9 protein-coding genes are annotated in these 12,350 nt (G+C 74.3%); 4 read left to right on the top strand and 5 right to left on the bottom strand.

The features are described 5' to 3' along the window. Positions 1–90: 90 nt before the first annotated feature. The 3 genes from ACIO5E_RS24950 to ACIO5E_RS24940 all read right to left on the bottom strand — a co-directional run bounded on the left by ACIO5E_RS24950 (position 91) and on the right by ACIO5E_RS24940 (position 4,145). Positions 91–969, bottom strand: coding sequence for a universal stress protein (locus ACIO5E_RS24950; protein ID WP_400671649.1), 879 nt, complete (start codon positions 967–969; stop codon positions 91–93). A 174-nt stretch (positions 970–1,143) separates the two neighbouring features. After that, complete coding sequence (locus tag ACIO5E_RS24945; protein WP_400671648.1) at positions 1,144–1,389, bottom strand: DUF1918 domain-containing protein; 246 nt, start codon at positions 1,387–1,389, stop codon at positions 1,144–1,146. A 362-nt stretch (positions 1,390–1,751) separates the two neighbouring features. Next, positions 1,752–4,145 (bottom strand): glycoside hydrolase family 65 protein, encoded by a 2,394-nt coding sequence (locus ACIO5E_RS24940; RefSeq protein WP_400671645.1) that lies wholly within the window; start codon positions 4,143–4,145, stop codon positions 1,752–1,754. Positions 4,146–4,349: 204 nt separating this feature from the next. Here ACIO5E_RS24940 and ACIO5E_RS24935 point away from each other — a divergent pair, with 204 nt between their 5' ends. From ACIO5E_RS24935 to ACIO5E_RS24925, 3 genes are all read left to right on the top strand, one after another. Continuing rightward, on the top strand, positions 4,350–7,085 hold the full coding sequence (locus ACIO5E_RS24935; RefSeq protein WP_400671644.1) for a GNAT family N-acetyltransferase: 2,736 nt from the start codon (positions 4,350–4,352) through the stop codon (positions 7,083–7,085). A 270-nt stretch (positions 7,086–7,355) separates the two neighbouring features. Continuing rightward, complete coding sequence (locus ACIO5E_RS24930; RefSeq protein WP_400671641.1) at positions 7,356–8,399, top strand: zinc-dependent alcohol dehydrogenase family protein; 1,044 nt, start codon at positions 7,356–7,358, stop codon at positions 8,397–8,399. Between the two features lie 33 nt (positions 8,400–8,432). Beyond that, positions 8,433–9,107: a pyridoxamine 5'-phosphate oxidase family protein gene (locus tag ACIO5E_RS24925; protein ID WP_400671639.1), complete on the top strand. Its 675-nt coding sequence runs from the start codon at positions 8,433–8,435 to the stop codon at positions 9,105–9,107. A gap of 133 nt (positions 9,108–9,240) precedes the next feature. Here the strand turns inward: ACIO5E_RS24925 and ACIO5E_RS24920 are convergent, their stop codons facing one another. After that, entirely contained in the window at positions 9,241–9,990 is a 750-nt protein-coding gene (locus ACIO5E_RS24920; RefSeq protein ID WP_400671637.1) for a universal stress protein, read from the bottom strand. 152 nt (positions 9,991–10,142) lie between these two features. On the opposite strand from ACIO5E_RS24920, the gene ACIO5E_RS24915 reads away from it, so the two are divergent. After that, entirely contained in the window at positions 10,143–11,174 is a 1,032-nt protein-coding gene (locus ACIO5E_RS24915; RefSeq protein WP_400671635.1) for a zinc-binding alcohol dehydrogenase family protein, read from the top strand. Positions 11,175–11,306: 132 nt separating this feature from the next. Here the strand turns inward: ACIO5E_RS24915 and ACIO5E_RS24910 are convergent, their stop codons facing one another. Beyond that, entirely contained in the window at positions 11,307–12,011 is a 705-nt protein-coding gene (locus ACIO5E_RS24910; RefSeq protein WP_400671633.1) for an endonuclease, read from the bottom strand. Between the last annotated feature and the right edge of the window lie 339 nt (positions 12,012–12,350).

Genomic DNA, 12,350 nt, shown 5'->3' with positions numbered 1-12,350 from the left:
GTGGGCCGGATCAGTCCTAGGGGACGATGGCGACCGGGCCGCCCCGGTAGCGGCAGCGGCCGTGGTCGGCCCGCTCGGTGCGGATTCGGATCAGCGCGGGGAAGCGGGCACGGTCACCACCGGGCAGTTCGCTCGGTGCAGCAGACCGTGCGGGACGGAGCCGAGCCGCATGCCGGTGAACCCTCCACTGCCTCGGCGGCCGACGACCACGGCGAGGGCGTGCTCGGAGACGGCGCCCAGCTCCTCGACCGGGTGGCCGTGCACCAGCTCGTGGCTCACCGCCAGGTCCGGGTAGCGCTCGTGGCGGCCGGCCGTGGACTCGAAGAGCAGCCGGCGGAGGATCTGCTCGGTGGCGGGCTCGTCGAGATTGCCGACCGGTGGGCGCTGCCAGGCCCAGAGCACGCGCAGCGCGGCCCGCCGTTCGGCGGCCAGGTCGAAGGCGAAGTCGACGGCAGCGGCCGAGTACGGGCTGCCGTCGACACCGACCACGACGTACGGCGGGTCCTGGGTGATGTGCTCGGGGTCGCGGACGACCACCACCGGGCAGCGGGACTGGGCGCTCACCGGGACGGCTACCGAGTAGGAGCTCACCGCTTCCTGGAACCGGTTCAGCCGGCGGGAGCCGAGCACCACCAGCTCGGCGTGGGCAGACTCCCGGCACAGCACCGGGGCGGGGAGGTCTTCGGTGACGTCCGTCGTCAGCGCCAGCCCGGGGTGTCGGTCCCAGGCCACGGATGCGGCCCGGTCGAGCGCCTGCTCGGCGCGCTCGCGCAGGGCCTTGTGGTACCGGCCCTCGTCGAAGGGACGGAACTCGCGGAACGGCGAAGCGATGGCGTGCACCAGCCGGAGCGGCAAGCCCCGGCGGTCGGCTTCGTCGGCGGCCCAGGCAGCGGTCATGCGGCCGGTGTCCTGGGCGTCGACACCGAGAACGACGGAACGGCGCAGGTCTTCGGAACTCGCGGACGTCATGGCTCCTCCTCGGGGACGGCGACCGGCCCCTGCTCCACGCTAGGCAGGCCCGGCACTCGCCACGAGGGCCGACCGGCCCACGGCCCCGAGCCCGGCGGCCCCACCGCGAAGACGTCGATCGGTGCCCCCGACCGCACCAACCGGTCGATCCCGTATTCGTCCAGCCCGCCGCTGTCAGCCGGCGAAGAGGTGCGGGTGGGGCGGTACGGCCACGGGCGCGTTCCCGTGCTCGTGCTGGAAGTGGTGGATCCGGGCGTCGGGGCCCGGGAAGTACTCGGTCACCCGGTCGTCGTCCGACCAGCGCACGTCGTACGGCGGGCTGCCGTCCGGGTGGTGCAGGCCGACGATCTCGCCGTCCCTCCGGGCCGCGCCCGGTCGGGTGCCTTGGACGATGATGCGGTCTCCGACGGCGGCTTTCATGCCGTCCTCCCTGGGGCGGTGAGGGGGCGCCGGGCCGTGCCCGGTCGTCCGTACCTCCATGAGACCACCGAAGGTCGGTCGGGGCAGGGGCCGGACGGTCCCGGAGCCGGGGCCCGCAGGGCCCTGGGGCGGCCGGTGGGGCCGGTGGGGCCGGGAAACCCTGGCGACAAGGTCCCGGGAACCGAGGAGGCTCGCCGTGATCGCCGCAGCCACCACGCACAGGCGCCAGGCCTCGCGCACGTCCCTGCGGCAGCACGTGCGCCGGGCTGCCACGTGCCGGAACGGCGGGCGGAGAACAGCTGGGAGCCCGCCTGGGAACAGGTGGAACCGCGCTGGTCCGGACGCCGGTGAGGTCGGCGTCCTCAGAGCTGGAAGCGCCGGGTCTCGCCCGGCCGCACCGTCGCCTCCGCGCCGCGCAGGCGGATCAGGACCGGGTCCTGGCGGTCCTCGCGCAGGCTCACCGTGACCGTGCTGCGGTCGACGGCGATCGTGAGGCCCCAGTGGCCCCGGTAGCGCAGGTCCAGTTCCAGTCGGCCGAGGGCGGACGGCAGGTGCGGGTCGAGCCAGAGGGCGTCCTCGCGGACCTCCAGGCCGGTGTAGCAGCGCTGCAGCAGGTCGACCGCCCCGGCCATGGCGCCCAGGTGGACGCCCTCGGCCGTGGTGCCGTGCTGGCTGTCGCGCAGGTCGGCCACCAGGGCGTCGCGGAAGTACCGCCAGGAGGCGCGGCGGTCGGAGCGGGTGAGCACCCAGGCGTGCACCACGGAGCTGAGCGTCGACCCGTGCACGGTGCGCCGCAGGTAGTAGTCGGTGGTGCGGCGCAGCAGCTCGTGGCCGGCCGGGTGACCCAAGCGCCGGAGCAGGTCGCGGACCTCGCGGGCGGAGAACAGGAACCAGAGCATCAGCGCGTCGGCCTGTTTGGAGGCCTTGTAGCGGTTGACGGTGTCGCCCTCGGCCTCCAGGATCCGGTCGAGGCGGCACAGGTCGGGGTAGCGGCGCCGGTAGGCCTCCCAGTCGAGTTCGGCGAGCCGCTCGTAGCCGTCGAACTGGCTGAGAACCCCCTCGTGGAACGGGACGTGCAGGTGCCGCCCGACCTCCTGCCAGCGGTCCAGCTCCAGGTGGTCGAGGGCGAGGCGTTCGCGCAGCTCGTCGCGCCGGTAGCCGGGAAGGACGTCCAGGGCGTCCTGGGCGCGGGCCAGCACCCAGGAGGCGAGCACGTTGGTGTACGCGTTGTCGTCCAGGCCGGGCCGGTCCGCCCAGGGGTACGCGTCGTGGTACTCGTCGGGGCCGAGCACGCCGCGGATCGACCAGTGCCCGCGGGAGCGGTCGTGGACGGCCGTGGAGGACCAGAACCGGGCGATCTCCAGCAGCATCTCGGCGCCGGCCGTGGCGAGGAACTCCCGGTCGCCGGTCGCCTGGTAGTACTGCCAGACGTTGTACGCGACCGCCGAGCCGACGTGCCGCTGGAGATGGCTGTGGTCGGGCAGCCAGCGGCCCGACAGCGGGTTCAGGTGCAGTTGCTGGGCCTCCTCCCGGCCGTCGCTGGCGCTCTGCCACGGGTACATCGCCCCGCGCAGACCGCTCGCCCGGGCCTGCCGGCGGGCGGTGTCGAGGCGGCGGTGGCGGTAGCGGAGGACGGCGCGGGTGAGTTCGGGGAAGCGGAGGTTGAGCACCCGTAGGACGAACAGCTCGTCCCAGAAGACGTGGCCTCGGTACGCCTCGCCGTGCAGCCCGCGGGCCGGGATGCCGACGTCCAGGTCGATGGAGTGCTCGGAGTAGCTCTGCAGGATGTGGAAGAGGTCCAGGTGCAGTGGGCCGTTGCCGTCGAAGTCGGCGTCGATCCGGCAACGGCGCCACAACTCGGTCCAGCGGAGCGCGTGTTCGGCGAGCAGTCGATCGAAGGACCCGGCCTGCGCGGCGAGCAGCAGGGAGGCGCCGACGGGGCTCTCGATCGCCGGGTCGCGGGAGGTGTGGAACGCCACGGTCTTCTCCACCGTGACCGGGCGGCCCCGTACGGCGTCCACGGACAGGACCTGGGAGGCCCGGCCCTCGTGGCACTCGGCCACGACCTCCGCACCCGCCACCCGGGTGCGGGCCGCGAGCGCGATGTTCAGAGGGGAGTGGGCGGCATCGACCGCCAGCCACAGCAGTCCCCGCGCGTCCACGCCCTGCCCGGCGGGCACCAGGTGGCGCTCCGCGAGCCCCCGGTAGCGGGCGACGCCGGTGTTGGCGACCGTCCCGTCCAGCGCCGACCGGATCTCCAGGGGGCCCGACCAGTTCTCCGGGGTGAGCGTGCTCTCCAGGGCGAGCAGGTGCGGTCGGGCCTGGCTGGCCAGGCGGCGCTGGACGAGCCGGCTCCGCCGCCCCTGCCGGTCCACGACCAGGGCGTGGCGGGTCAGTACGCCCCGGCGCAGGTCCAGTTCGAGCGTCTGTCCGGCCGGCGGGCCGGTGAACCACTTCTCGCCGGCCCGCCGGAAGGTCAGCGGCAGCCAGTTCGGGCAGTTGATCAGGTCCTCGTTGGTGACCGCGTGCCCGCCGACGGCCGACTCCGCACGGTCGTAGCAGCCGGCCAGGTACGTCCCCGGGTAGTGGACCCCGTCCGCGACCGCCTCCGGTGCGGCGCCCCGACTGACCAGGTAGCCGTTGCCGACCGCGCACAGCACCTCCCGCAGCCCCTCCTCGGCCGGGTCGAAGCCCTGGTAGCGGAGCGTCCACGGGTCCGGCATGTCGGGATACCCCGCCGTTGCCTCCGCTGCCACCTCGCGACCTCCGTGCCGACCGACCTGCCTCCAGTCTGCGTACCCGGGGTCCGCCCCGCCCCTCCGGACGACGTGGCCCCTCCGGACGACGCGGCACCGGAGGACGCCGTTCGCCGAGTCGGCCGGGGCCGGTCGGCCCTGCCTCGGGCCCCGGGCGGGGGAGGAGGCTGGAGGGGTAGAACGCGACGGCCGAGGAGTTGCGCCATGTCCACCGTCCACACGCCGCAGACCACCGCCGAGGCCCTCCTGGCCGACGGCACGACGGTCGGGATCCGGCCGATCGGCCCGGACGACCGGCAGGCCGTCCTGGACCTGCACAACGACGGGTTGTCCGAGGAGAGCCGCCGGATGCGGTTCTTCGGGGTCAGCCGCAACGCGCCGGGGCAGGCCGCCGACCGCCTGTGCGGCGCGCCTCGGGCCGGCCTGCTCGCCCTCGGCGCCTGGGTGGGGGAGGAACTGGTCGGCGAGGCCGACTGCGAGCTGCTGGACGAACCGCCGGACACCGCGGAACTGGCCCTCGCGGTGGCCGATCGCTGGCACCACCGGGGTGTCGCCACGCTCCTCCTCGAACACCTCGTGCACGCCGCCCGGGCCGCCGGCGTCCGCTTCTTCGAGGCCGACACCCTGTTCGGCAACCGGGCCGTCCACCGGGTCTTCGCCGACCTCGGCCTGCCCCTCCAGCGCCGCTTCGCACAGGGCGAGGTCAGGGTCCGGGTGCCGTTGGACGAGACGGACGAGCGCTACCGCTCGGCGGTGGACGAGCGCGGCCGCCGGGCCGATGTCGCGAGCCTGGGGGCGCTACTGCGCCCGGCCTCGGTCGCGGTGGTGGGGGTGTCCCGGCGGGAGGGCTCGGTCGGGCGGACGGTCCTGGCGAAGATCCGGCAGGGCGGCTTCACCGGTGAAGCCTGGGCGGTGAACCCGAACGCCGGGGAGATCGACGGCGAGCCCGCCTACCCGTCCGTCGGTGAGCTGCCAGCGGTCCCCGACCTGGTCGTACTGGCCGTGCCCGTCGCTGCGGTCCCCGGGGTGGCGGAGGAGTGCGGCGCCGCCGGGGTCCGGGCGCTGGTGGTGCTCACCTCCGGACTCGGGGCGGACGAGGCCCGCCGGCTGATGCGGGCCTGCCGCCGGCACAGCATGCGCCTGGTCGGGCCGAACAGCCTGGGCACGGCCCAGACCGATCCCGCCGTCCGGTTGGACGCCGAGTTCGGCGGTGCCTTCCCCCGGCCGGGTAGCGCCGGGGTCGCGGTCCAGAGCGGCGGTGTGGGGATCGCGCTGCTGTCACGGCTGGCCTGGCTGGGCATCGGGGTGTCGAGCTTCGTCTCGCTCGGCGACAAGTACGACGTCAGCGGCAACGACCTGCTCCAGTGGTGGGAGACGGACGGCCGTACCGACCTCGCGCTGCTCCATCTGGAGTCCTTCGGTAGCCCGCGCGTCTTCGCCCGCACCGCCCGGCGCGTCACCCGCACGATCCCGGTGCTGACCGTGGACGCCGGGCGCTCGACCGCCGGTCGCCGGGGCGCCGGCTCGCGCTCCGCGGCCGCCGCCACCCCCACCGTGACCAGGGAGGCGCTGTTCCGGCAGGCAGGCATCACCGCCACCCGGAGCATCGAGGAACTCGTCGAGGCCGCAGCGCTGTTGCACGCCCAGCCGCTGCCCGCTCCACGCGGCGCGGTCGCCGTGGTGTCCAACGCCGGCGGCATCGGCATCCTGGCCGCCGACGCCTGCGCCGAGGCCGGACTGGTGCTGCCGGAACTCCCTGTGGAACTCGTGGAATTGCTTCCTCCGGGCGCTTCCGTCCGCAACCCGGTGGACACCACGGCGGCGATCCGGCCGACCGAACTCGCGCTCTTCCTACGCGCGTTGGACCGCGAGGAGGCCATCGACGCCATCCTCGTCTGCCTCGTGCCCACGGCGCTGTGCGACACCCCGGTCCACGCTCCGGTGCTTGCCCTGCTGGAGGGCCCGGCCCGGCGTCGCGTCCCGATCGCCGCCGTGCTGCTCGACCAGCAGGTGCCCGTGCGCTACCGGACCTGCGCCGACGGCGGCAGTCTCCCGGCCTACTCCGACACCGTCGCCGCCGCCCGCGCCCTCGCCCACGCCCGGGACCGCGCCCGCTGGCTCGCCGAACCGCCGCCCGAGCCCGCCGCCCTGCCCGCCGATGGTCCGGACTGCGACCGGCGCACCGCCCGCAGCCTGGTGGACGGCTACCTCACCGCCCACCCCGAGGGCGGCTGGCTCGACCCGCTGACCACCACCGACCTGCTGGAGGCCTACGGGCTGCCGTTGGTCACCACGGTGTGGGCCCGCGACGAGCACGCGACGTCCGTCGCCGCGAACGGCCTGGGTCGGCTCGGGCACGAGGGGAAGGTGGCCCTGAAGGCCTACTGGCCCGGGCAGGTGCACAAGAGCGCGGCGGGCGCGGTCCGTACCGGCCTGGCCACCGAGGCCGAAGTCCGCTCCGCCTACCGGGAGTTCACGAGGAGGTTCGACACCGAACTGGCCGGAGCGGTGGTCCAGCCGATGGCCCCACCCGGGGTGGAACTGCTCGTCGGCGTGGTCCAGGACCAGGTCTTCTGCCCGCTCGTCGTCCTCGGGCTGGGCGGAACCGCCGCCGACGTCCTGGCCGACCGGGTGGCCCGGCTCGCCCCGCTGAGCGACCGCGACCTGGCTGCCATGGTCGCCGAACTCCGTAGCGCACCACTGCTGTTGGGGAACGGCGGAGAGCCTCCCGTGGACCTTGCCGCGCTACGGTCGGTGCTCGCCAGGCTGTCCCGGCTCGCCGACGACTTCCCGGAACTCGCCGAGGCCGACCTCAACCCCGTCATCGCCCGCCCCGACGGCGCGGTCTGCGTGGACGCCCGGGTCCGCCTCGAACCCCGGCCGTCCTTCGACCCCTACCTGCGAAGGCTGCGGCGCCCGGCTCTCGCCGAGAGGACGTGACGATCGTGAAGCACAGCATCCTCGACGGAGCACCGGCCGACACCTTCCCGGCCTCCGAATCCGCGCGCCCGCCCGGTCGTACCCGGGTCGGCGACTGCATGAGCCGCCCCGGAATCGCGGTCACCCCCGGTACGCCGGGCGCAAGAGGGCCCATCGGCCCAGCCGGAGGACCCCGCCGGCCCCCTGGCGCCGGGCGTGGCCGCGCACAAGGCTGGAAGGGTGAGCGGAACCGTCCCGGCTCCGCCACCCCCCCCGAGGAGTGATCGCGGCATGAAAGCGCTCACCTACCACGGACCCGGCCGCCGTACCTGGGGCGACGTCCCGAACCCGGTGGTCCGCGACCCGGAGGACGCCGTTGTCCGGGTGGACGCGGTCACCATCTGCGGCACCGACCTGCACATCCTCAAGGGCGACGTCCCCGAGGTCACCCAGGGCCGGATCCTCGGCCACGAGGCCGTCGGCACCGTCACCGAGACCGGACCGGGCGTACGCACGGTCACGGCCGGCGACCGCGTCCTGGTCTCCTGCATCTCCGCCTGCGGCCGCTGCGCCTACTGCCGCGGCGCGAGCTACGGCCAGTGCACGGGCGGTGGCGGCTGGATCCTCGGCCACCTGATCGACGGCTGCCAGGCCGAGTACGTCCGCACCCCCTTCGCGGACACCTCCCTGTACAGGCTGCCCGAGGGCGTCGGCGACGAGGACGCCTTGCTGCTCGCCGACATCCTGCCCACCTCGTACGAGGTCGGCGTCCGCAACGGCAGGGTCGGCCCGGGCGACACCGTGGTGATCGTCGGCGCCGGGCCGATCGGGCTCGCCGCGATCCTCACCGCCCGCCTCTACAGCCCGTCCCGCGTCCTCGCCGTCGACCTCGCCCGGAGCCGACTCGACGCCGCCAAGCGCTTCGGCGCCGACGCCGTGCTCACCGCCGCCGAGGTCACCCCGGAATCCGCGCGGCCGCTGAGCGCGGACGGCCTCGGCGTGGACGTCGCGATCGAGGCGGTCGGCGTGCCCGAGACCTTCGAACTGTGCACCCGCCTGGTGCGCCCCGGCGGCCGGGTCGCCAACGTGGGCGTGCACGGCAGGTCGGCGGTGCTCCACCTGGAGGACCTCTGGGCCCGGAACGTCACCATCACCACCGGTCTGGTCGACACGAACAGCACCCCGTTGCTACTGGACCTGCTGGCGGCCGGCCGACTGGACGTCGCCGGGCTGGTCACCCACCGCTTCGGCCTCGACGAGATGCAGGACGCCTACGACGTCTTCGCCGACGCGGCCGAGACCGGAGCACTCAAGGTCGCGCTCTTCCGGACCTGACCCGCGGGCACCGGCAAGCCGAGGAGGCACACCGTGGACACCAGCCCCGATACCGACGCCGTCAGGCGGGCCGTTCCTGCCGAGGTGGCCCGCCGGATCGTCGAACGCCGCGACCAACTCGGCCTGGATGACAAGATGTTGGCCTATCAGGCAGCCATGGCGCCCCGCTACCTGAGGCATCTGCTGGATGCCGGCCCGGCCTTCGATCCGGGCGGGTTCGCCCGGATCGCCGCCGCACTGCGGATGACCTGGTCCGAGCTGCTGGAGGAGCGCGCCGATGCTCCCCCGGGGCAGCCGGACCCCGGCCCGCGCCCCCTGCTGCTCCACCTCACCGAACCACAGTGCTGGGAGCTGATCGGCACCCACGGTGTCGGCCGGATCGGCCTGCCCGGCGGGTCCGCACCGGCCGTCCTCCCGGTCAACTACGCGGTGGACGCCGGAACGATCGTCTACCGCACGGCCGCTCACGGTGCCGCCGCAGCAGGGCACGGCACACCGGTCTCGTTCCAGGTGGACCACATCGACGACCACCTGAGCCGGGGGTGGAGCGTGCTCCTCCTCGGCGAGGCGCAGCACGTCGGAGACCCGGCCGAGCAGGAGCGGCTGGCGGCGCTGCCCGGCGCCACACCCTGGGCCGGCGGCTCCCGCCCGCTGTGGGTACGGATCCGCCCGGACAAGGTCACCGGCCGTCGGATCGGCACCGGCTGAGCGGAGCGCAAGGTCGCGGACGGCACGGGTTGGCGGATGTCCGGGCAAGGATCGACCACAGGCGGTACGGGACACGAGGCGACGGCGACGTTCGAGACCCGCCCGTCGGCTGACACCGACGCCGTGCCAGGGCTCAGCGGCAGGGCACCACTGCGACGGGACAAGCGACATGGTGGATCAGGGCGTGGGCGACCGGCCCGAGGTGCGCCCCCACCGGATTGTGGCGGCGGCGGGCTCCGACCACCGCCAGGCCGGCGTTGGCGGCGGCTTCCACCATGGTGACGCCGGCGCGTCCGTGCAACAGCGCCGTCGCAGCCGGCACGTCGGGGTAGCGCTCCCGCCAGGGTGCCACCGCCGCCTCCAACGCCTGTGCCGCAGCCGCGGCCAGTTCCTCCAGGCCGCCGATCGCGCCGAAGTGCATGTACTCGGCGCCGGCCGGCGGCTCCCAGGAATGCACCGCGGTCAGCGGCGCGCCACGCCGCGCGGCCGTCTCGAAGGCGAAGGCCAGCACTTCCTCGCACGTCTCCAGGGCCAGACCTGGAGGATCTCCAGGGGAAGGGCGCGCAGTAGCGCTTCGCGCGCGGCCCAGTCGATGGCCGCCCGGTTGGCCACCGTCTGTCCAGCCGGCCCGTCTTCCATCGTGCGCACCGCCGATCCGTGTGCGCACGCCGGGCCCGGCCGCAGAGGCGCCGACCGGCCTTCCGGCGCCCGGCACCCGCCTGCAGGCGGCCGACGACCGACGGAGGGGCCCGACACGGCGGGCCGCTGACCCAGGCCTCGCCGGTGCGGGTGGCGCAGTGAGGATGTCGACGACCTCGGTGCGCACCGGGGCGGGGACAACGGAACAGGCTCCGGGGCGGTCGCACCGGGCCGTCCGGCCCATGGCGCGGCCCCGTCTTCGGCCTGACGCTGGAAGTGAAGGGGCGTGGCAGGAGCCGACCCGCACCACGCCGTTCACCTGCCAGCCGGCCGCCTACGGCGCCCGGTCCCGGCAGACCTGCCACCGTACGGTCGGCCGCCGACGAAGGGATGACGATGTCCACCGCATCACCCGGCTGGCCCACCTCGACCACGGCATGGGTCGTGGACCACGCCTCTCCGATCGGCGACAACCCACTCCGTCTGGTCGAACGGCCGCTGGACGACACCGGCCCGTACGGGCTGCTCCTCGAAGTGGAGGCCTGCGGAGTCTGCCGCACCGACCTGCACCTGGCCGAGGGGGACCTGGAGCCGCGCGTCCCGCGCTGCACGCCCGGCCACGAGATCGTCGGCCGAGTCCTGCACACCGGCCCCGACGTCACGGACTTCACACCCGGCGCCAGAGCCGGTGCCGCATGGCTCGCGGGCACCTGCGGGCAGTGCCGGTACTGCCGGGCCGGACGGGAGAACCTCTGCCCCCGCTCGCGCTACACCGGCTGGGACCTCCACGGCGGATACGCCCGGTACGCGGTGGTCGACGCCCGCTTCGCCTACCACCTGCCCGAAGGGCCACCAGCCGAGGAACTGGCGCCACTGCTGTGCGCCGGCATCATCGGCTACCGCGCCCTGGAACGCGCCGAACTACCCCCAGGCGGCCGCCTCGGCCTCTACGGCTTCGGCGCCTCCGCCCACCTCACCGCCCAACTCGCCCTCGCCCGGGGCGCCGTGGTCCACGTCCTCACCCGCTCCGAAGAGGCCCGACGGCTCGCCCTCGACCTGGGCGCCGCCTCGGCCGCGGACGCCTACGACGCTCCACCCGAACCACTCGACGCCGCGATCCTCTTCGCCCCCGTCGGAGACCTCGTCCCCGTCGCCCTCGCGGCACTCGACCGCGGCGGCACCCTGGCCGTGGCCGGGATCCACCTGACCGACATCCCCTCTCTCGACTACCAACGCCACCTCTTCCAGGAGCGCACCCTGCGCAGCGTCACCGCCAACACCCGCGCCGACGGCCTCGCCTATCTCGCCGAAGTCGCCCGACACCACCCCACCGTCCACGTCCAGCGCTACGCCCTGGACCGAGCGCCGGACGCACTCGCCGATCTGGCCGCCGACCGCGTCACCGGGGTCGCCGTCCTCACTCCATGAACGAGCCCGACGGTGACCGGACCACCGCGCGCCGCGACCAACCGGACGCTCTCGACTTCACCCGGACCCTGGTCAGCCTGGCGTTCGCCGCCGACCGCCTCGTCGAAGCGCTGGGCGGCCGAGCCGCGAGGATCAGCCGTTCCCGCCCGGACCGGGCCCGGCCCGTTCACCGGCGTGACCTCCCACCGGCTTGGGAGCGATCGGATACCGGGCGGCCGCGCCAGAGGGGCCCTCCCGGCCGACCCGCACCAGGCCGTCTGCGAGCCGGGCCAGATCGCGTGGTCGGACGAGGTCTGCCAGTGCCTCGGGGGTTCGGGGAAGGCCGAGGCCGGAGGCCGTCTTCCGGGCGCGGGCATCGAAGAAGGGCCGCAGTTCCGGCCAGACGGCCTGGGCCTCCCGGCAGAAGATGTCGGCGGCGGTGGGGCCGATCCGCGGTACCTCCTGCAGCAGTTCACGCAGGCGTCCCACGTCCCCGTCGGCCTGCTCCCGCAGGGCGCGCAGGTCTCCGTGCCAGCGTTCGAGGACGAGCTTCGCGCCGTTGCCCAGGGCGGTGGCCGTGCTCTCGTCGTACCGGCGGTAGTGGGCCCGGCCGAGCGCGTCCACTCGGTCCTGCCAGCCGGAATCGGCCATGGCGCGTGGTGTACGGAGTCCGGCGGCGAACAGCTCCCGGGCGGCGGCGAGCGCCGTCTCGGCCCGGATCGGTGCCGCGAACAGGACGCAGAGCACCAACAGTTGGTACAAGGGCGCCGGGGTGTCGCGCAGTCGAATGCCAGCCTCCCGCGCATACGTCTCGCCGTAGTCGTGGAGCACCTGGCGTGCGATCTGCTTCGAGTCCATGGGGCTCCCCTTCGCTGTTCTACGCGCCCGGTCGCGCGCCGAGCGCGGACAGGTGCCGGTCGAGCGTCGGCATCACGCGCGGTGCCAGGACGGAGACGACGACCGGCACCGGCGTAGGCCGCGATCCGGCGCGAGCGGGGTGACATGACACCGACCGTGTCCAGGACGCCGTCGAAGGCCGCTTCGACCCGGGCGGCACCGGGCACATGGTTCGCTGCCGTCGTGACCGTGTCCACCGGACGCAGCAACTTCTCCGTGGCCGAGGCGGACGTGGAGGATGCGCGCTCGTGCTGACCCGTGAGTCGTCTCACCCCCCTTCTTCGCATACCCGGCACTCCG

Origin of the sequence: Kitasatospora sp. NPDC087314, from assembly GCF_044744365.1 — a bacterium.
Lineage (GTDB): Bacteria > Actinomycetota > Actinomycetes > Streptomycetales > Streptomycetaceae > Kitasatospora.
This window is presented reverse-complemented; position numbering and strand designations above follow the sequence as displayed.

What these genes read in the sequence shown, in the direction of transcription:
- ACIO5E_RS24950 (WP_400671649.1), bottom strand. Translation starts at nt 969, where the DNA reads ATGACGTCCGCGAGTTCCGAAGACCTGCGCCGTTCCGTCGTTCTCGGT.
- ACIO5E_RS24935 (WP_400671644.1), top strand. Translation starts at nt 4,350, where the DNA reads ATGTCCACCGTCCACACGCCGCAGACCACCGCCGAGGCCCTCCTGGCC.
- ACIO5E_RS24910 (WP_400671633.1), bottom strand. Translation starts at nt 12,011, where the DNA reads ATGGACTCGAAGCAGATCGCACGCCAGGTGCTCCACGACTACGGCGAG.
- ACIO5E_RS24945 (WP_400671648.1), bottom strand. Translation starts at nt 1,389, where the DNA reads ATGAAAGCCGCCGTCGGAGACCGCATCATCGTCCAAGGCACCCGACCG.
- ACIO5E_RS24915 (WP_400671635.1), top strand. Translation starts at nt 10,143, where the DNA reads ATGTCCACCGCATCACCCGGCTGGCCCACCTCGACCACGGCATGGGTC.
- ACIO5E_RS24930 (WP_400671641.1), top strand. Translation starts at nt 7,356, where the DNA reads ATGAAAGCGCTCACCTACCACGGACCCGGCCGCCGTACCTGGGGCGAC.
- ACIO5E_RS24920 (WP_400671637.1), bottom strand. Translation starts at nt 9,990, where the DNA reads ATGGGCCGGACGGCCCGGTGCGACCGCCCCGGAGCCTGTTCCGTTGTC.